Origin of the sequence: Alkalibaculum bacchi, from assembly GCF_003317055.1 — a bacterium.
Taxonomy (GTDB): Bacteria; Bacillota; Clostridia; order Eubacteriales; family Alkalibacteraceae; genus Alkalibaculum; species Alkalibaculum bacchi.
This window is the reverse complement of the sequence record NZ_QNRX01000021.1, coordinates 1-20039: the sequence shown is the minus strand read 5'-3', so window position 1 is coordinate 20039 and position 20039 is coordinate 1. Positions and strand designations below refer to the sequence as shown.

14 protein-coding genes, 1 rRNA gene and 1 other annotated feature are annotated in these 20039 nt (G+C 36.6%); of the genes, 11 read left to right on the top strand and 4 right to left on the bottom strand.

The window, feature by feature from the left end; genetic code table 11:
• Positions 1-7 precede the first annotated feature (7 nt).
• Entirely contained in the window at positions 8-949 is a 942-nt protein-coding gene (pfkB, locus tag DES36_RS12850) for a 1-phosphofructokinase (RefSeq protein ID WP_170128307.1), read from the top strand.
• 3 nt (positions 950-952) lie between these two features.
• On the opposite strand, the gene DES36_RS12845 is transcribed toward pfkB, so the two are convergent.
• Together DES36_RS12845 and DES36_RS12840 are read right to left on the bottom strand one after the other, a co-directional pair.
• A complete protein-coding gene (locus tag DES36_RS12845) occupies positions 953-1537 on the bottom strand; it encodes an ANTAR domain-containing response regulator (RefSeq protein WP_113921614.1) in 585 nt (194 codons plus the stop codon).
• A 29-nt stretch (positions 1538-1566) separates the two neighbouring features.
• Entirely contained in the window at positions 1567-2778 is a 1212-nt protein-coding gene (locus DES36_RS12840) for a glutamine synthetase family protein (protein ID WP_113921613.1), read from the bottom strand.
• Between the two features lie 513 nt (positions 2779-3291).
• Here DES36_RS12840 and purC point away from each other — a divergent pair.
• From purC to guaA, 4 genes are read left to right on the top strand one after another with little or no spacing between them, the layout of a single operon-like run.
• Positions 3292-4017, top strand: a complete 726-nt coding sequence (gene purC, locus DES36_RS12835; protein WP_113921612.1) for a phosphoribosylaminoimidazolesuccinocarboxamide synthase — start codon at positions 3292-3294, stop codon at positions 4015-4017.
• Complete coding sequence (locus DES36_RS12830; protein ID WP_113921611.1) at positions 4017-5303, top strand: adenylosuccinate synthase; 1287 nt, start codon at positions 4017-4019, stop codon at positions 5301-5303. Before purC ends, DES36_RS12830 begins: the two co-directional genes overlap by 1 nt.
• A gap of 4 nt (positions 5304-5307) precedes the next feature.
• The gene (gene purB, locus DES36_RS12825) at positions 5308-6723 is read left to right on the top strand and encodes an adenylosuccinate lyase (protein WP_113921610.1); all 1416 of its coding nucleotides are present in this window, start codon (positions 5308-5310) and stop codon (positions 6721-6723) included.
• A gap of 21 nt (positions 6724-6744) precedes the next feature.
• On the top strand, positions 6745-8283 hold the full coding sequence (guaA, locus tag DES36_RS12820; RefSeq protein ID WP_113921609.1) for a glutamine-hydrolyzing GMP synthase: 1539 nt from the start codon (positions 6745-6747) through the stop codon (positions 8281-8283).
• Positions 8284-8512: 229 nt separating this feature from the next.
• Here the strand turns inward: guaA and DES36_RS12815 are convergent, their stop codons facing one another.
• Positions 8513-9400: a fumarylacetoacetate hydrolase family protein gene (locus DES36_RS12815; RefSeq protein ID WP_187387084.1), complete on the bottom strand. Its 888-nt coding sequence runs from the start codon at positions 9398-9400 to the stop codon at positions 8513-8515.
• A 322-nt stretch (positions 9401-9722) separates the two neighbouring features.
• Between DES36_RS12815 and asnS the strand changes: the two genes are divergently transcribed.
• Complete coding sequence (gene asnS, locus DES36_RS12810) at positions 9723-11111, top strand: asparagine--tRNA ligase (RefSeq protein ID WP_113921608.1); 1389 nt, start codon at positions 9723-9725, stop codon at positions 11109-11111.
• A 293-nt stretch (positions 11112-11404) separates the two neighbouring features.
• Here asnS and DES36_RS12805 read toward each other — a convergent pair whose 3' ends face one another.
• Positions 11405-11929: an ECF transporter S component gene (locus DES36_RS12805; RefSeq protein WP_113921607.1), complete on the bottom strand. Its 525-nt coding sequence runs from the start codon at positions 11927-11929 to the stop codon at positions 11405-11407.
• A gap of 62 nt (positions 11930-11991) precedes the next feature.
• Here DES36_RS12805 and pdxR point away from each other — a divergent pair, with 62 nt between their 5' ends.
• From pdxR to DES36_RS12780, 5 genes are all read left to right on the top strand, one after another.
• Positions 11992-13356 carry a MocR-like pyridoxine biosynthesis transcription factor PdxR gene (gene pdxR / locus DES36_RS12800; protein ID WP_113921606.1) on the top strand — a complete coding sequence of 455 codons (1365 nt, stop codon included), beginning with the start codon at positions 11992-11994 and terminating at the stop codon, positions 13354-13356.
• Positions 13357-13506: 150 nt separating this feature from the next.
• The gene (locus tag DES36_RS12795; protein WP_113921605.1) at positions 13507-14094 is read left to right on the top strand and encodes a flavodoxin family protein; all 588 of its coding nucleotides are present in this window, start codon (positions 13507-13509) and stop codon (positions 14092-14094) included.
• Between the two features lie 80 nt (positions 14095-14174).
• Positions 14175-14374 (top strand) — a binding site (T-box leader).
• Between the two features lie 253 nt (positions 14375-14627).
• Positions 14628-17726, top strand: a complete 3099-nt coding sequence (gene ileS / locus DES36_RS12790; protein WP_113921604.1) for an isoleucine--tRNA ligase — start codon at positions 14628-14630, stop codon at positions 17724-17726.
• A gap of 60 nt (positions 17727-17786) precedes the next feature.
• Positions 17787-19262, top strand: coding sequence for a phosphohexomutase domain-containing protein (locus DES36_RS12785; RefSeq protein ID WP_113921603.1), 1476 nt, complete (start codon positions 17787-17789; stop codon positions 19260-19262).
• A 704-nt stretch (positions 19263-19966) separates the two neighbouring features.
• Positions 19967-20039: ribosomal RNA gene (locus tag DES36_RS12780) — 16S ribosomal RNA — on the top strand; the annotation flags it as partial.

Sequence of the window (20039 nt, the reverse complement as noted above, 5' to 3'; positions counted from 1 at the left end):
TACTCTATTGATTATCACAGTAACACTAAATCCAGCAATAGATAAGACAATTTATTTAAAAAATTATCATCATGGTCAAGTGAATATTATTGATAAAACGATTCTTGATCCAGGAGGTAAGGGGATCAATGTCTCAAAGGTTTTGAACAGTTTTTCATGTTCATATATATCTTTAGGATTTACTGGTGGAATGGATGGAAAGATATTAGAACAGCATTTATCGGATGCAGGTATTCAATACAAATTTACACCTGTAAAAGCCAATACAAGAACGAATACAAAAATGATAGAAAGTTCAACAGGCAAAACTACAGATCTTAACGAACAGGGCGATGAGATTTCCCTTGAAGAATTAAACAGATTTATAGATGGATATAGGGAGATTGTAAAAGATGGAGATACTGTCGTTTTAAGTGGTAGTGCACCAAAGGGAATTCCACAAAATATTTACTACCAGCTTTGTGAAATAGCTCTTCAGGTAGGAGCAAAGGTTATTTTAGATTCTAAAGGTCCTTTGCTTAAAGAGGCGCTAAAATCTAGTGTTTTTTTAATTAAACCTAATGTAGAAGAGCTTGAAAGTTTATCAGAGAAACCTTTTGATCATTTTGATGAAATAGTTGATTACTGTAATGAATTAATCTCAAATAATGTAGAATATATTTGCCTTTCTATGGGCTCCGAAGGAGCATTATTAATCGGTAAGGACCTGTTTTTACAGGCAAAAGTACCAACGGTAGAAGCAAAGAGTACAGTAGGAGCAGGTGACAGCTTATTAGGTGCAATGATTGGGTATTTAAGTAGTGGATATAGTATGAAAGAATCCTTTGCTTATGGCGTTTCAGCCTCTGTACTAGCTGTATCCAAAGAAGGAACAAAAGCTCCTACTATGGATGAAATTGAAGAATTTGTTCATAAAATAAAGATTATTGACATGAAAGTAAAAAAATAATAATCAAGAATACATTTTTATAATATTCTGAGCTGCCTCTTTTTTTGAAATACAATTATTCATAGCACTTCTTTCTAAGTAATGATGCGCATCTGGCTCAGTCATTTTAAGTTTGCTGATAAGTAAAAATTTTGCACGGTTGATAATGCGGATTTCTTCCATACGTTTGTCAATGGAAAGTGTTTTCTGTTCAAGCTTTCTAAGTCTTTCTCTGGCACTGGACATCCAGTTCAATCCCTGAATCATTGTCGTACGGGAGGTTGGCTTAGGTAAGGTAAACACACCATGCTCCGCAACTTTGTCATGAACTTCGGAATGAACATCATTTTTAACAAGTATGAGAACGACCGTGGTTTGAGAACGACAGCAGTCAATAGCAAAGCGAGTGCCAGACTCATCAGGCAAAGGAGAGTTGATAATTACAAAATCAAAATCCCTGGTAGCAATATATCTCTTGGCTTCGCTAACGCTTGTTGCAATGCGCACCGGCTGATACTGTGAAGTTGGGAACATTCCAGCAATTGCAGTGTTGAAGCTTTCCGAACAAGACACCAGAAGTAAGCTGTAAACTTGTTCTTTCAAACTCATATGCTCCCCTCCTTCCTCATAAAGTATGATTATTTATTGCAGTAAATTTCCAAAATAGCCTTGGGTATATGCTCGTTGATAAATTCGCTTTGATCTGCAAGAGTGCGCGCTGCCTCAAGAGTGTCTGGTAACTGCTGAAATTTATCAAAAGTTTCAGCGCTTGCTTTGAAAAGATTAAAATCGGAAGCCCTCGGCAATTTAAGCTGATTTTTGATACCATAGAGCCCTACATAAATTATCAAGGTAAAAGCAAGATAGGGGTTAGCAGTAGGATCGGGAGAACGCAATTCTGCTCTTCGATATTCGCCGACCGCTGCTGGAATTCGGACAAGCGGGCTTCTGTTTTCGTTTGACCATGAGATGTATTTGGGCGCTTTGTTGTTTCCAAAACGCATATAAGAGTCCGGCGTTGGGTTAAGAAAGGCAGTCATCTCCACTGCTTTATCCAACACTCCTGCAATTACAAAGGGCAGATTATCTGAACCATCAACGGATTTAACGGACATATTGATATGGAATCCGTTTCCTGGTTGATCTTTCAGTGGTTTAGGAGAAAAATCGGCGTGGAGACCGTTTTGATGAGCTATGGTCTTAACAACTGTTTGAAATGTCATAACATTGTCAGCTGCTGTAAGGGGATCGGAATAACGAAAATCAATTTCATTTTGTCCAGGACCTTCCTCGTGATGGGAGCTTTCTGGACGGATACCCATTTGCTCAAGTGTCAGACAAATTTCACGGCGAATATTTTCACCTTTATCCTCTGGTGCAATATCCATATATCCGGCTTCATCGTAAGGAACATCTGTAGGTTTGCCGTTTTGGTCTAAATTGAAGAGATAAAATTCCTGTTCAGCACCAAAGAAGAATGAAATTCCAGCGTCTGCTGCATCTTTGATAGCCTTCTTCAAAAGATTACGCGTATCACATTCAGAAATCTTTCCAGAAGGATAGATGACATTGCTGAACATACGGACAACCTTTCCGTGTTCAGGGCGCCAAGGCAGAAGCGTCAAGGTTTCACTATCTGGCTTAAGTAAAAGATCAGAATGGGTTTCGTCCCCATAGCCTTCGACAGACGAGGCGTCGAAAGCAATTCCGTATTCAAAAGCACGGGCCAGTTCCCGTGGCATAATAGAAATATTTTTTTGTTTTCCGAAAACATCGCAGAACGCCAATCGGATGAACTTTACATCATCCTCATTGACATACTGTATTACCTCTTCCTTTGAATACTTCATAACGATACCCCTTTCTTTTAATTGCCACATACATTCGCTTGTAATTAAAGCTAGTGGTATTTAATAACATATAATTATACCATATATCTAAGATTATTTACATTTTATTGAATAAAATGTAAAGCAATCCCATGAAAACTCATTGTAAAAGTAAAATAATCTCCTTTTAGCTAACCAGCTCGCCAGTCTAAGTTCGTCTCGTAAATAGGGGTTGATAAAGTTTTTTTCATAGTGTATAATGTCTTTCATAAAGGCAAAGGCGTCTTTCAATTTATGTTGAAAGGCGCCTTTTTATCTTTTTTGAATCAAAAGAGAAGAAAAATATATCAGAAAGTTTCGACAATCTTGTTTTCAACGGATACCTGAATGAATCTGCTTTCACCGTCTGGCTATTATGGGCTACATCCAGCTGGATACCCAACAAAACACGAGAAGGCCGCGATATAGACAATTCATATGCCGATTTTTAGCGAGCTACGGTGGTGGCGGAAAATAAACAGAAAGAGGTACAGTATGGAAAAACGAAAACTTATGTATGAAGGAAAAGCCAAGAAGGTTTTTGAAACCGACAATCTAGAACTTTTAATTGTCTCCTATAAGGACGATGCCACCGCTTTTAACGGTCTGAAAAAAGGAAGTATTTCTGGCAAAGGAATCATCAATAACAAAATGAGCAATCTTCTTATGCAACGCTTAGAAAAGAACGGCGTTCCGACACATTTTGTCGAGGAAATCAACGACCGTGAAACGGTGGTAAAGAAAGTAACCATACTTCCGTTAGAGATTATTATAAGAAATATTTCAGCAGGTTCGTTTTCAAAAAGATACGGTGTAGAAGAAGGCATCACTTTTGAAACACCTACCATTGAGTTCTCTTATAAAAACGATGAACTCGGTGATCCTCTTCTGAATAGCTACCACGCTATTGCTTTGGGACTTTGTAGTAAGGAAGAAATTAAAATCGTAAAGAAATATGCCTTTGCTGTAAATAAATATCTGAAAGCATTTTGGGCGAGCTGTGGCGTTATTCTGGTGGATTTTAAAATTGAATTCGGAAAACTATCCGACGGCACTATTATTCTCGCTGATGAAATCAGCCCCGATACTTGTCGCCTTTGGGACAGCAAGACAAAAGAAAAATTAGATAAGGATAGATTCCGCCGTGATCTCGGAGGAACGGAAGAGGCCTACGCTGAGGTAATGAAAAAGCTTTGTGGGCATATAAGGGAGGATATATAATGTCAAATTGTGCAATAGTCGGTATCAACTGGGGAGATGAAGGAAAAGGTCGAATGGTAGACCTGTTAACCGAAGACTATGATGTTGTTGTAAGATATCAGGGTGGTGGCAATGCTGGTCATACGGTCATTAATGATAAAGGCAAGTTTGCTCTAAATCTTCTTCCGTCTGGCATTTTTAGAGATGGTGTTGTAAATGTTTTGGGCAACGGTGTGGCGCTTGATCCCGAAAATCTGTGGCTTGAAATATGTCGAGTGGCTGATAAAGGCGTAACGATCAACAGAAACAATCTAAAAATCAGTGACAGAGCTTCTCTTCTACTTCCGTGGCATAGAGAAATGGATGAACTGGAGGAACAGCGGCTCAAGGACAAAATGTATGGCTCTACCAAGCAAGGTATTGCTCCGTTTTATTCGGACAAATATCAGAAGAAAACCGTACTTGCGGGTGAGCTTTTCTATGCAAAGGAATTGAAAGAGCATCTGATTGATCTTATGGAATGGAAAAATCTAACGCTTACAAAAGTATACGGTGCAAGACCGTACACCGAGCAGATGTTAGACGAATGGATAACGGCGTATTGTGAAAAAATCAAGCCCTTTATCTGTGACACCAGTGCTTTTTTGAAAAATGCTGCCAAGGATTGCAAGAAAATACTGTTTGAAGCGCAGCTCGGATCGCTTCGGGATTTGGATTATGGTATACACCCATATACTACCTCTTCCAACACAATAGCGGCGTATGCGCCCATTGGTTCCGGTTTTCCTGGTGCTAAAATTGACAGAATCCTCGGTGTTGTAAAAGCGTATTCTACCTGTGTTGGTGAAGGGCCCTTCGTCTGCGAAATGTTCGGAGAGGAAGCAGAGAGGCTTCGTAATGCAGGAGGCGAGTACGGAGCAAAAACAGGTAGACCTCGAAGAGTCGGCGCACTTGATATAGTAGCAACCTCCTACGGTATTGAGGTACAGGCAGCCACTGAAATCGCACTGACGAAGTTAGATATACTCAGCAATATGGATAAAATTCCAGTATGCACTGCATACACTCTCAACGGAGAAAGGATAAACCGTTTTCCGTTTCCGTCTGCACTAAAAAACGCAAAGCCGGTCATTGAATATCTTGACGGCTGGATGTGTGATATATCTAAAGTCCGTGAATGGGAGAGACTCCCGAGGGCAGCACAGGAGTATGTACTATTTATTGAAAAATCTATCGGATGCCCTATAACATATGTTTCTGTGGGCCCTGAAAGAGATAGTATTATCATTAAGACAAAGGAGAACTAAATTTATGTCGAACCAATATGAATCACCATTATCTTCCCGATACGCCTCTGAGTTTATGCTGAAGCTGTTTTCTTCCGATACACGGTATCAAACCTGGCGTAAGCTCTGGGCATCCTTGGCAAAAGCTGAAAAGCAGATGGGCTTGGCGATTTCTGAAGAACAGGTGTCTGCACTGGAAACCCATATTGAAGACATTGACTATCAATGTGTAAAGAACCGTGAAGAGGAAGTCCGCCACGATGTAATGGCTCATGTTTATGCGTATGGGATAGCTGCCCCTATTGCCTCTGGAATTATTCATTTAGGTGCCACCAGTTGCTATGTTACCGATAATGCTGATTTAATTATTTATAGAGATGCTCTACGTTATTTGCGTTCAGAGCTTTTGAAGGTTTTAGCAAACCTTTCAGACTTTGCCGAAAAATATAAAAATATGCCCACACTTGGCTATACACATTATCAACCTGCACAGCTTGTCACCGTCGGTAAGCGGGCTACTCTTTGGATGCAGGATTATCTGAGCGATCTTGAAGAAATCGATTTTGTGCTGGGTAATATGAAATTTCTCGGTTGCCGGGGAACCACGGGAACCGAGGCGAGTTTCTTAGAACTTTTTGATGGTGATACCGAAAAAATAGATAAAATGAATGGCTTGATTGCCAATGATTTTGGCTTTGACAAATGCTTCGCTGTTTGCTCACAGACCTATCCACGAAAATTGGATAGCCGAATTTTGAACTGTCTTTCCTCAATAGCGCAAAGCTGTTACCGAATGGCAAATGACATCAGATTGCTCCAGCATGACAGACAGATAGAAGAACCCTTCGAAAAAAATCAAATAGGATCCTCTGCTATGGCATATAAACGAAATCCCATGCGCTGTGAGAGAATCTGCTCTCTTGCGAGATATTTAGTAGCAAACGCTTCAAATGCAGCAATGACAGCCTCCGTTCAATGGTTAGAAAGAACTCTTGACGATTCGGCAAACAGACGTATATCTATGCCGGAAGGCTTCTTATGTGCCGACGCTGTTCTCCGTTTGGCTCAAAATGTAACGGATGGACTTCATGTAAATGAGAAAATCGTTGAAAAAACAGTGAGCGAATATCTGCCCTTTATTGCAACCGAAAATCTGATGATGGAGGCGGTAAAGCGTGGCGGCGACCGTCAGCAGATTCATGAAATTATTCGCAAATGCTCTATGGAAGCTACAGCGGAAATGAAAAACGGCGGCGAGTGCAATCTCCTCAAATTATTAAGTGACGAGAAAGAATTTGGTCTTTCCGAAGCTGAAATGAAAGAACTTCTGGAGCCTAAAAAGTACATTGGAAGATGTGCCGAACAGGTTGAACGCTTTAATTCGGAGATAAAGCTCCTGATTTCGGATATTGACAGAGATACGGCGCAAATCACATTATAATATTATAAAGGTAGGTGGAAAATTGTGCAGGAAAAAATCCTTGTTTTGGATTTTGGCGGTCAATATAATCAACTGATTGCCCGAAGGGTTCGTGAGCATCATGTGTATGCAGAAATTAAGCCGTACAATAAGATCACGGTAGAAGAAATATGTAAAATCAGCTACAAAGGTATTATTTTTACCGGCGGACCCAATAGCGTATATGATAATGCGTCTCCCCATTATGATCCTGACATTTTAAATCTCGGTATTCCGATTTTAGGTATTTGCTACGGCAATCAGTTGATGGCATATATGGAGGGGGGTAAAATTTACAGTGCAGAAAACTCAAGTGAATACGGAAAAACCTCGGTTACAGTTTCAGAAAGTCCTTTGTTAAAAGATATTCCGAAAAACAGTATCTGCTGGATGAGCCACACGGATTACATCAAGGAAGCTCCTGTTGGGTTTTCTGTTATTGCTCGAACTGCTAAATGCCCCTGTGCCGCCATGAGCGATGAAAAACGCCGCTTATACGGTGTACAATTTCATCCGGAGGTCACTCATACACAATATGGCAAGGTTATGCTGTATAATTTTCTTTTTAGAATATGCGGCTGCAGCGGCAACTGGAAAATGGATCATTTCATTGATAAGGCTGTCGAGAAATACAAGACAGAGCTTGCCGGAAAGAAGGTGTTACTGGCTCTTTCCGGAGGCGTGGATTCCTCGGTAGCAGCCACCTTACTTTATAAGGCTATCGGCGAGGATTTGACTTGTGTATTCGTGGATCACGGATTATTACGTAAAAATGAGGGCGATTTCGTAGAAAACACCTTCAAGGGCAGATTTGGAATGAACTTTATCCGTGTAAATGCAGAGAGTCGTTTTTTAGAAAAGCTGGCCGGCATAACAGAGCCGGAACAAAAGCGAAAAATTATTGGCGAAGAATTTATCAGAGTATTTGAAGAAGAAGCAAAAAAGCTTGGCAAAATCAATGTTCTTGCCCAAGGAACAATTTATCCCGATGTGGTGGAAAGCGGCAAGGGTGATTCTGCTACGATTAAAAGTCATCATAATGTAGGCGGTCTTCCTGATGTTATTTCCTTTGATAGTATTGTTGAGCCCCTTGCAGATTTATTTAAGGATGAGGTAAGAGAGGTCGGCAATAAACTCGGATTGCCGAAAGAACTTGTATACAGACAGCCCTTTCCCGGTCCTGGTCTTGCTGTAAGGGTTATTGGTGAAATCACAAAGGAAAAATTAGATCAGCTCAGAGAGGCAGACGCCATCTTCTGCGAGGAAATCGCCAAGCATTCGTCAGAAGAGATGACAAACCAGTATTTTGCAGTTCTGACAGACCTTCATAGCGTTGGTGTAAAGGGAGATGCTAGAACCTACGGATATACGGTTGCCCTTCGTGCAGTTACCACAGATGATTTTATGACTGCCGAATGGACATGGCTTCCGTATGAATTGCTTGAAAGTGCAAGTTCAAGAATAACCAATGAAATAGAGCAAATTACACGGGTTGTTTATGATATCACATCAAAACCGCCGGCGACGGTGGAGTGGGAATGACGGAACGGATATTCAAGAGAACATCTGATTGCATATAAATATTAGGCGGAGAAAATTGTTGAAATCATCCGCGCGGATACGCTCGAATATTTGCGGGTAGAGGAGCTCTCAATCATAATTGGAAACAAGCGCTATCACAGCGCTTGTTTTGACGGATGCTATCCAACCTCCATCTCAAGCGATACACGAAAAGATTACTTTGAGCAGAAATTGTCCTCAAAGTCTTCTACTATTTTTCAATGTAATTTCTAAGAGTGCCAATTTTTTCAATCTTACATTCTACTACATCTCCAGCTTCCAATGTTCTCGGCGGATCAAATCCTAAACCAACACCTGCAGGAGTACCAGTCATAATGATATCTCCTGGGTATAAAGTAAGCCCTTTTGATAGATCATGGATGATAGTAGGAATATCAAAGATTAATTTAGAGGTATTAGAATTTTGTCTCACTTCCCCATTTATACTGCACGAAATATCTAATGAGGGTGGAAATGGAATATCCTCTTTAGAAACAATATAAGGACCTATGGAACAACAAGTATCCATGCTCTTTCCTTTAAACCACTGTATATGCTTTTTTTGTATATCTCTTACAGAAAAGTCGTTTCCAATGGTGTAGCCAAAAATATAGTCTTCAGCCTCTTCTTTAACAATATTTGTGCCCTTTTTTCCTATGATGATTGTGAGCTCAACTTCGTAATCTAGCTGATTTGTAAAGGATTTGTGACTGAGTATTATATCTTCTGGTCCCATACAGGGATAAGCTAATTTCGTGAAATAGATAGGCTCTTTTGGAACCATATTGTCTCCACCAGGTATGGATTTTATTTCATTAGCATGTTCTATATAATTTTTTCCAAGGCAAAACACATTCCTTCTTGGATAAGGAATAGGAGATAAAAGTACTATATCTTCTCTAGCTATAGTAGGAATATTTTTATCTTTTAAAATTTTGTGAATTTCCTCTTGCAGTTTGGAATTGTATTTTTCTATAAAGGAAATCATGTCTTTAGGGCAAGATTTCATCAAACTCTCTAATTTAACGACTTTATTAGAATCTATAATGGCTAGAAAATTCTCCTTTGTAGATTTCATTGATGCATTAGCAAAAATCATTTGTTCACCTCATTGATATAATTGAATGTTCTTTTAGTATATTAAAAGTACCTTTTGAACTGACAAAAAAGTTTGTAGCGCTTTATTTTGCTGAAGTAGACAGGTTCATTTTGTAAAGGTATACTAGGTATTATACAAAATATTTGGCAAATAATGAATAATAATGGCTATAAATAAAGTACAATACTTTTTAAAGTGTTAAATGTAATGTCTAAGGTGTAAAATAATCAATGAAAGAGATGCTTATTAGCTCTTACATGGCTGTAGTTATTTATTAGGCCATTTTAGAGTATAAATAAATTCTAATAGTGGAGAGGGATACATGAAGACAAGTATAAAGCAGTTATATCAAAATACCGAAAATTTTTCAGACAAGGATATCATCATCAATGGATGGATTCGAACAAATAGAGGATCAAAGCATTTTGGCTTTATTGAAGTCAATGATGGCACTTACTTTAAGGGAGTTCAAGTAGTGTATGAAGAAGATATAGATAATTTTTCTCAAATCAGTAAACTTACTATAGCTACGGCAATTACAGTAAGGGGTAAGTTTATACTCACTCCAGATAGCAAGCAGGCCTTCGAGATAAAGGCTGATGAGATCAAAATAGAGGCAAGTGCAGACTCTAGTTATCCTTTACAAAAGAAAAGGCATACTTTAGAGTATTTAAGAACGATTGCTCATTTAAGACCTAGAAGCAATACCTTTTCAGCTGTCTTCCGAGTTCGTAGTTTGGTTGCTTATGCTGTACATCAATTTTTTCAGGAGCGAGATTTTGTCTACACCCACACGCCTATTATAACGGCTAGTGATGCAGAAGGCGCAGGAGAAATGTTTCATGTCACTACTCTAGATTTAAAGAATCCTCCTAAAAATGAAAGAGGAGATATTGATTTTAGCAAAGATTTCTTTGATAAAGCCACTAATTTAACTGTTAGTGGCCAATTAGAAGCAGAAGCTTTTGCCTTAGCTTTTCAAAAGGTTTATACCTTTGGCCCTACTTTTAGAGCGGAAAATTCAAATACAGCTCGACATGCTGCAGAATTTTGGATGATCGAACCTGAAATCGCTTTTGCAGACTTAAATGACGATATGGAACTTGCAGAAGACATGATTAAATATGTAATTAATTATTTACTTGTCAATGCAGCAGAAGAAATGAATTTCTTTAATAGCTTTATCAATAAGGGATTATTAGATAAATTAAATAATATCGTAAACTCTGATTTTGCACATATTACCTATACAGAGGCAATCGACATATTAACAAAGGCTAAAAAAGAGTTCCAATACCCGGTTTCATGGGGAATGGATTTACAGACAGAACACGAGCGCTATATTGCAGAAGAGGTTTATAAAAAGCCTGTATTCGTAACAGATTATCCAAAAGACATCAAAGCTTTTTACATGCGCCTTAATGATGACGAAAAAACAGTAGCAGCTATGGACTTACTTGTACCTGGTGTAGGTGAAATCATAGGGGGAAGTCAAAGAGAAGAGAGGCATGATATACTACTAGAACGAATGAGCGCAGTAGGATTAAACTCTGAAGATTATTGGTGGTATTTAGAACTTAGAAAGTATGGTGGTGTAAAACATGCGGGTTTTGGACTTGGCTTTGAAAGAGCAATTATGTATATGACAGGCATGGAAAACATTCGAGACGTTCTACCATTCCCAAGAACAGTAGGAAATGCAGAGTTTTAACAAGAAGAGCGTCTGTGGCGCATTAGCAGCCAGCAATCAGCTATCAGAAATTCGTGTTCCTCTTGGGTCAAAGATCCTTCGCGAGCACCCAGGATGACTAAAGCAGTAGTTCGTGTTAAAAAGTAGAGTTTTCCTAACAAGGGATAAATCAGATATACATTTATATATCTGACAAACATATATCTGACAAGAAGTTACATCGTGAAGAAAAAAGTCTCCAATTTCATTGAAGTTGGAGACTTTTAAATTTCAACTTATTCTCTTATTCTTATATTGTTTTCCCGTCCAACCATTTAAATACTTGCAACAAGCTTACTCTTTTTTATAGCTTGAATGAGAGTATAGCCTACTAAGGAACCAATAGAACCTTGTATTCCATTGAAAGGTATATTCACCAATGGAGAGAGTACATTTTGTAGTAGAAGAATCTCAAATACATAGTACCCTAACACCATAATTATTAGACCGAAAAGAATGCCTAATAGGAATTTATCTTTTTTAAATAAGTAACCAGATACTATTCCCATAGTACCTTTAATGACAAAAGTACCGATCATATAAGGTACATAACCTAAATATAAATCCCCCATCATTGAACCAAAGCCTCCTACTAAAAAACCTAATGCTGGTCCTAAAAAGTATGAGCTTATATAAATGGCTGCATCTCCTAGATTAATATAGCCACCTAATGGACTTGGAATGGCGATAACTACGGTGCATATAAAAACCAATGCAATCATTAAAGAAGTATAAGTTAATTTTCTTATATTGTTATTCATAATATCTTTCCTTTCCCCACCTTTTTTACTATAATACATAATATATAACCTCTTGAAAATATACAGAAATTAATATTTTAATAAGGACAGATGGTGAAAATATGGATCAAATGATATTAGATTATAGTAATAGAGAACCTATATACATACAGATATACAATCACTTTAAAGAAGAAATCATAAATCGCAATCTTCAAAAAGGCGAGAAATTGCCCTCCATCCGAGAATTATCTGCGGATATCAATGTGAGTAAAACCACAATAGAAACTGCGTATAATCAATTAGTAGTAGAAGGGTATGTCAATAATGTTCCTAAGAGCGGTTATTATGTAGTGGAAATAAAAGATTATCTATTTCCTGAAACAAAAAAATCAGTTAAGCAAGACCAAATTGTTCAAAGTAGGGATTATATTAATAATGGAGTAGATAAAAAGAGTTTTGATATAAAAGTATGGAAAAGAATATATGGAAATGTACTTTTAGAGCAAGAAAATGAACTGTATACAAGCGGAGATGAACAAGGAGAACTCGTCTTAAGAGAGAATATTTGTCGTTTTGTGCAAAAAACCAGAGGGGTTCACTGTACATCAAGCCAAATTGTTATTGGTGCTGGTATGCAATCCCTTCTCGGTATTCTTTGCTCCCTCTTAAAGACAAAATATCGTAATGTAGCTATGGAATCTCCCGGTTTTACTCATGCAAAGAGCACTTTTGAGGATTACAGTATGAACATCATTCCTATAGGAGTATCTGAAGAAGGTATTGATATTGATATACTAAAAAAATCCAATGCAAAGATGGTGTTTTTAAGCCCTTCTCATCAGTATCCTACAGGTTCTGTAATGCCAATAGATAAGCGATTAGAAGTTTTGAATTGGGCAAAAGAAAAAGACGCGCTTATTTTGGAAGATGATTACGACTGTCTCATTCGTTATGAATCTAGACCTATACCTGCCCTTCAAGGTTTAGATAGTACAGGTCATGTCATATATTTTGGTTCTTTCTCTAAGATTCTTTTGCCGTCCATCCGAATCAGTTATATGATCTTACCGCAGTCTATTTTAGAATTGTATACTTCTTATAAAAGGCAATTTTCACAATCTTCTTCCAAAATGGAGCAGCTAGCTTTAGCTCAATTTATGGAGGAAGGTTATTTGAAAAAACACTTAAGGAAAATCAAAAAGATTTACTATCGCAAAAATGAGCTCATAGTAAATTTTATTAAAAAGAACGCAAGAAATAAAATCAATATATTAGGTCACGATTCGGGTCTTCATATGATGTTTGAAATTACTACAAACAAGGAGGTAAGTGAAATCCTAAAAGATGCGGAAAGTCAAAATATCCATCTAGAATTAGTAGAAGGGTTTCAAAAAGATAAGCTCGTCGTAGTTTTTACTTACAGTGGTTTAGAAGAAGATGTGATAGAAAAAACATTGGATCTACTTATGAAAAAAGTTTTCTAGACGATATAAAAAGAAAAGATAATGATTTATACTAATTTAATAGAATATAGTATAATTGATGTAAGACCCATTATAATGAAATGAATAGAAATTATAGTGTGGCTAAAATTAAAGAATTCTAAAGAAAATAAGTATTGGAGGGTTATTATTATGAAAGTTTTTGCAATGATGTCTAGTCATAGAAAAAACAAAAACACAGAACATCTTTTGGATTATTTTCTAGAGGGATTAGATTCTAAAAATGAAATAGTAAAGAAAAGGCTTGTAGATTTAGATATCAATATTTGCACTGCTTGCGAGTATTGTAGAGATCACTTGGGTGAGTGCATTTTTAAAGATGATATGAGCCAAATCATTCAAGGGATGCTAGAAAGTGATTTGATTGTTCTCGCTACACCTCTGTATTTTAATAGTGTTACTACTAGATTAAAGATTATGATCGATCGAAATCAAGTTCTATACAATTCTTGGTATCATATTAAAGATCCAATATTTAAAGAAAGAAAGCCTGTAGTAATCCTTTCTGTTGGAGGTTCTAGACATTATAGCAATCAATTTGAAGGAGTTACAGCAGAAACACAACATTTTCTTACGAATATTAAAGGTACATTGCTAGACTTCATTAAATATAACAATTCCGATCGCGTTAGTTTAATAGACAATGAAGAAGTAAGAGAAGAGGTTGTGAAAAAAGCTTTAGAAATTGAAAAGATAGTAAATAATAAAAGTTGGATGTAGCCATTAGAAAAGCCTCCTTCACAAAACCCTTGACACAATAATTTATTATGAGTAAAATAAATCCGTACAACTATATATAGATAAGAACAATGACGAGAACAGTAGTAGTTGCAGAAACTTTACAGAGAATTAATCCTAGGTTGAAAGGTTAATAAGTGGAGCGATTACGAAGATCACCTTTGAGTTTTGATTGAAAAATCACGGTCAACCCGTTAATAAAACAAGACATTTACGCAATGTAAAGTAAGATGGTACCACGAAAAAAGCTTTCGTTCTTATAGTATAAGAATGAGAGCTTTTACTTATTATAGAAGAAAATTATCCTTTGTTGTGTTATTTGAATTTAAAAGATTAGAGGGGCAGTTCATTAGATGAAAAATTGTTATCTATATTGGCATAAATAATTTTATTTACCACCTTATGAGCTTACCACCTAGGAGCATTATCCAGTTCTTCTTGCATAGGCGAGACAAATGGATTGGCTACAAGATACGACAAAGTCACTTTATTATAGATATTAGGAGGAAAAAATAATGGCAGTATTTAAAGAATTGTCTAATTCACCAATTGCTGATACGGAAAAGAAAATATCAGACTTTTGGAGCGAAATCGATATCTTAAAGAAGAGTATCGATAATAGAGAGGGAAATGAGAATTTTGTATTTTACGAAGGACCACCAACAGCTAACGGTAAGCCCGGAATCCACCATGTTTTAGCTCGAACTTTAAAAGATTCGGTATGTAAATATAAAACCATGACAGGTTATAGAGTAGAGAGAAAGGCTGGATGGGATACTCACGGATTACCAGTAGAAATTGAAGTAGAAAAACAATTAAATATATCAAGTAAAAAAGAAATTGAAGAGTATGGAATTGCTGGGTTTAACAAAGCATGTAAAGAGTCTGTATTCACTTACGAGGCGTTATGGCGTGAGATGAGTGAGCGAATGGCATATTTCATAGACTTAGAAAATCCTTATATCACTCTTGATAATAATTACATTGAAAGTGTATGGTGGATTTTAAATAGGTTCTTTAATGAAGATTATATCTATGAAGGACACAAGATTCTTCCATACTGTCCAAGATGTGGGACAGGCTTAGCTTCTCATGAAGTAGCTCAAGGTTATCAAGAAATCAAAAGCAACACCGTTATTGTTCCTATAAAGAGAAAAGATGCAGACGAGTATTTTCTTGTTTGGACTACAACTCCTTGGACATTAGCTTCTAATGTAGCTTTAGCAGTTCATCCAACAGCAGATTATGTAAGGGTTAAAAGTCAAGATAATACCTTTATTGTTGCAAAAGCCCTTGCAGGTAAAGTTTTTGGTGATGATTTTGAGATTGTTGATGAATTCAAGGGTTCTGAGCTAGAATATGTAGAATATGAGCAGCTGATGCCATTTTTACAAGTAAATAAGAAAGCATTTTTTGTTACACTAGCTGATTATGTTACCACAGATGATGGAACTGGTATTGTACACATTGCACCTGCATTTGGTGAAGATGACTATCAAATTGGTAGAAAGTACAATCTTCCTGTTTTAAATCCAGTGGATGAAGAAGGAAAGTATACAGATACGCCTTGGAAAGGCACTTTTGTAATAGATGCAGATTTAGACATTATTAAATGGCTAAAAGAAGAAGGCAAATTATTTAAAAAGGAAAAAGTAGCTCATAATTATCCTCATTGCTGGAGATGTAAAACTCCTTTAATATACTATGCGAAGCCAAGCTGGTATATCGAAATAACAAAACTAAAAGACAAACTTATTGAAAACAACAATAGCGTAGAGTGGTATCCAGATTTTGTTGGAGAAAAACGCTTTGGAAACTGGTTAGAAAATTTAAACGACTGGGCCATTTCAAGGTCTAGATATTGGGGAACGCCATTAAATATTTGGCGTTGTGAATGTGGTCATCTTGAATCTGTTGGTTCTCGTAAAGAGTTAGTAGAGAAAGCCATAGAGGATATTGATGAGAGCATTGAATTACATCGCCCCTATGTAGACGATGTCCACTTCCATTGCTCAAAATGTGGAGGCACTATGACTAGAGTACCTGATGTTATTGATTGTTGGTTTGACTCTGGATCTATGCCATTTGCACAATATCATTATCCATTTGAAAACAAAGAAAAGTTCGAATCTCAATTTCCGGCAGACTTCATTAATGAAGGTATTGATCAGACTAGAGGGTGGTTCTATTCCTTAATAGCAATATCCACTTTTGTAATGGGGGTTGCTCCATACAAGAAAGTATTAGTTAATGATTTAATACTAGATGCAGAAGGCAGAAAAATGTCTAAGTCTAGGGGAAATACTGTTGATCCTTTCCAACTCTTTGATCAATACGGTGCAGATGCCCTAAGATGGTACTTGCTATATGTATCTCCGGCATGGACTCCTACTCGATTTGATATTGAGGGATTAAAAGAAGTACAAAGTAAATTCTTCAATACCATGAAGAATGTATATAATTTCTTTACTTTGTACGCAAATACAGATAATCTTAATCCTAAAGATTTTATTGTAGAGGTTAAAAATAGACCAGAGATTGACAGATGGTTATTATCTAAATATAATAGCTTAATTAGAGAAGTCAGAAGAGAAATGGATATTTTCGACCTGACAAAAGCTGTTCGAAAAATCCAAGATTTCATCAATGAAGATTTGTCTAATTGGTATATCCGAAGAAACCGAAGAAGATTCTGGGCTAAGGATATGACTGAAGATAAAAAATCTGTATTTGGTACAACCTATGAAGTGTTAGTTGGCATTAGCAAATTGATTGCTCCATTTGCCCCATATATATCTGAAGAAGTATATCAGAAATTAACTGGTGAGGAATCTGTTCACCTTGCAGATTATCCTGTTTGTGATGAGTCTATTATCGATTTAGAATTAGAAAATCGAATGGAATTAGTTCGAAATCTTGTAAGCTTAGGTAGAGCAGCGAGAGAAGAAGCACAAATTAAGGTAAGACAACCTCTTCATAAAATCATCGTCGATGGAAAATATAAAAAGAACATCGATTATTTAGTTCCTTTGATTATGGAAGAACTCAATATAAAAGATGTGGATTTTGAAGATGATTTGAGCACCTTTCTAAACTTTAGCTTAAAGCCAGACTTTAAAGTAGCTGGACCTATTTTAGGTGCTAAAGTTAAACTATTAGGTAAAGCTTTATCTAAGGCCAGCGCAGATGAACTAGTGCCAAAACTTGAAAGCGGTGAAAAAGTAGTTCTAACTATTGATGGCGAAGAACTAGAAGTGTCAAAAGACTTTATTGATGTTCGTATTTCATCTAAAGAAGGCTTTAATGTTCAAATGGAAAACAATATATTTGTCATTCTTGATACAAATATTGATGATGAACTTAAAGTAGAAGGGTATGTTCGCGAAGTCATTTCTAAAATTCAACAATTGAGAAAATCAAATGGCTTTGAAGTCATGGATAATATTGATATTAAAGTAAACGGTGAAGTTGAAGTAATAGAAGCGGTTAAAAAATATGAAGAGATTATTAAAGAAGAAACCCTAGGACTTAGCATATCTTATACAGATGAAGAATTAGACAAACAAAATATCAATGGACATGAAACAGGAATTGCAGTCATAAAGAGAGTTTGAGTGTACAATTAGGGCCGCTATAAATAGCAGCCCCAACTTTTTATATAAGGAGATGTTAATGTGAGTCTATTAAAATTACAAAATGGTTCCGATGTTAGAGGTATTGCTGTAGCAGGAGTACCTGGAGAAGAAGTGAACTTAACACCTGAAGCAGTTTCGAAAATTGCCTATGCCTTTAAAGCATGGTTGAAGAATAAATTTGGAAAAGAAGAATTATCTTTAGCTATTGGAAGGGATAGCAGAATATCAGGAGAGACGTTAGTACAGGCTGCTATTAAAGGCATGAAAGGACAAAACACAACGATCTTTAATTGCGAAATGGCTTCTACTCCAGCTATGTTTATGAGTACTTTAGACGATGAGATTAATGCAGATGGAGCTATAATGATAACAGCGAGTCATCTTCCTTTTAATAGGAATGGACTTAAGTTCTTTACAAAAGACGGAGGGGCAGACAGCAAGGATATTAAAGCAATTCTAGATATTGCAGAAACTCAAAATCCTCAATACGAAGACAATGGAAGAGTTGAAAAATTCGATTTTATCAGTAAATATGCTGAAGCGTTAGTAAATAAAATTAAAGAATCTACAGGTGAAGACAAGCCATTTGAAAATTGTAAGATTATTGTAGATGCTGGTAATGGTGCAGGTGGATTTTTTGCTGAAAAAGTGCTGCAGCCATTAGGCGCAGATACAGAAGGAAGTTTGTATCTAAATCCTGACGGGAACTTTCCTAATCATCAACCTAATCCAGAAAATCAAGAGGCAATGGATGCCATTTGCAAAGGTGTTTTAGATAGTAACGCTGATTTAGGTATTATATTTGATACAGATGTAGACAGAGCGGCAGTAGTAGATCGCAATGGAAAATCTATTAATAGAAATGCTTTAATTGCTTTAATGTCAGCAATTGTTTTAAAAGATTCTCCTAATAGCACAATTGTGACGGATTCTGTAACTTCAGTAGGTTTGAAAAAATTCATTGAATCAAAGGGTGGGAAGCACCACAGATTTATGAGAGGATATAAAAATGTCATAAATGAAGCTATCCGTTTAAATAAAGAAGGCACAGAAGCTCATCTAGCTATAGAAACAAGTGGTCACTGTGCATTAAAGGAAAATTACTTTTTAGATGATGGAGCTTATTTAGTGACAAAAGTCTTAATCCTATTTGCAGAATTAAGAAAAGAAGGAAAAGATCTAGAAGACCTTATAGGAAGTCTTGAGGAGCCAGTAGAATCAATTGAAGTTAGGGGCAAGATTAATGATCAAGATTTTAAAGCATATGGAAATCAAGTTCTCGAGGACTTTAGAGATTATATGAATACTGTAGAAGGCTGGTCGGCAGAAACTCCTAATTATGAAGGGGTAAGAGTAAATTGCGAAAAAGAAGAAGGCTGGTGCTTAGTGAGATTATCATTACACGACCCAGTAATGGTAATAAACATTGAGTCTAATCTATCTGATGGTTGTGAGAAGATTAAGAAGAAGTTATTTGATTTCTTAAGTAAATATAAAGCCTTATCTTTTGTATAAATAGATAGTAATTTTGTGTTTGGCTGAAAGCGGAAAGCTGAATGCGGAACGGCCATAGATAAGTTGCAGATGAAAAGATTGTTTTCAACTGTACTAAGTACACATTGGTCATTACGTTATTTCACCTACTAGGGAGGTGAGTTCAGTTGTCAGCTTTCAGCATTCCGCTATCAGTAGTATGAACGCGCATGCAAACGAACAATTAAGCACAAAATTTCTACAAGAGAAAAAATATTTAAAAAACTCCTTGCAAAAAAGAAATACCCTGTGTATAATAAAACAAGTCGCCAAGAGGTACATAATAAGGCGATTAAGTTAAAGAGAAAAAGTAATAAAAAATGTTTATATTTCTTTAACATGGGTATAATACGAAATACAAGATCAACGAAAAAGAACTTTAAAAAAGTAGTTGACAAAAGAAACAAGATGAAGTAAGATATAAAAGCTGACTCGAGAGAGACAAGCTGAATATTGAAAAAAAGCCGTAGTTTATAGCCAATCAAACTTCGCCTTAAGGCTCGTTTTCTTGGATAAGCCTGGCATAGGTAATACTAATTACTTACCGCGTCACTGCGTTCCTTGTAAGCAAAGTATTACTCTAAAGGTATTTGAAAATAGAATAGTGCACACAAACCCAAGCAAATTAGTTGTGAGTCTTTAGGACAAGCAACATTAAAGTAATAAAATGTAACAAGCCAGCAATTTATTTAGAGAGTTTGATCCTGGCTCAGGACGAACGCTGGCGGCGTGCTTAACACATGCAAGTCGAGCGAGATT

Bases quoted from the DNA above. Each gene is read 5' to 3' on its own strand.
- DES36_RS12845 (WP_113921614.1), bottom strand. From the start codon at position 1,537: ATGAGTTTGAAAGAACAAGTTTACAGCTTACTTCTGGTGTCTTGTTCG.
- DES36_RS12840 (WP_113921613.1), bottom strand. From the start codon at position 2,778: ATGAAGTATTCAAAGGAAGAGGTAATACAGTATGTCAATGAGGATGAT.
- purC (WP_113921612.1), top strand. From the start codon at position 3,292: ATGGAAAAACGAAAACTTATGTATGAAGGAAAAGCCAAGAAGGTTTTT.
- DES36_RS12830 (WP_113921611.1), top strand. From the start codon at position 4,017: ATGTCAAATTGTGCAATAGTCGGTATCAACTGGGGAGATGAAGGAAAA.
- purB (WP_113921610.1), top strand. From the start codon at position 5,308: ATGTCGAACCAATATGAATCACCATTATCTTCCCGATACGCCTCTGAG.
- DES36_RS12815 (WP_187387084.1), bottom strand. From the start codon at position 9,400: ATGATTTTTGCTAATGCATCAATGAAATCTACAAAGGAGAATTTTCTA.
- asnS (WP_113921608.1), top strand. From the start codon at position 9,723: ATGAAGACAAGTATAAAGCAGTTATATCAAAATACCGAAAATTTTTCA.
- DES36_RS12805 (WP_113921607.1), bottom strand. From the start codon at position 11,929: ATGTATTATAGTAAAAAAGGTGGGGAAAGGAAAGATATTATGAATAAC.
- pdxR (WP_113921606.1), top strand. From the start codon at position 11,992: ATGGATCAAATGATATTAGATTATAGTAATAGAGAACCTATATACATA.
- DES36_RS12795 (WP_113921605.1), top strand. From the start codon at position 13,507: ATGAAAGTTTTTGCAATGATGTCTAGTCATAGAAAAAACAAAAACACA.
- ileS (WP_113921604.1), top strand. From the start codon at position 14,628: ATGGCAGTATTTAAAGAATTGTCTAATTCACCAATTGCTGATACGGAA.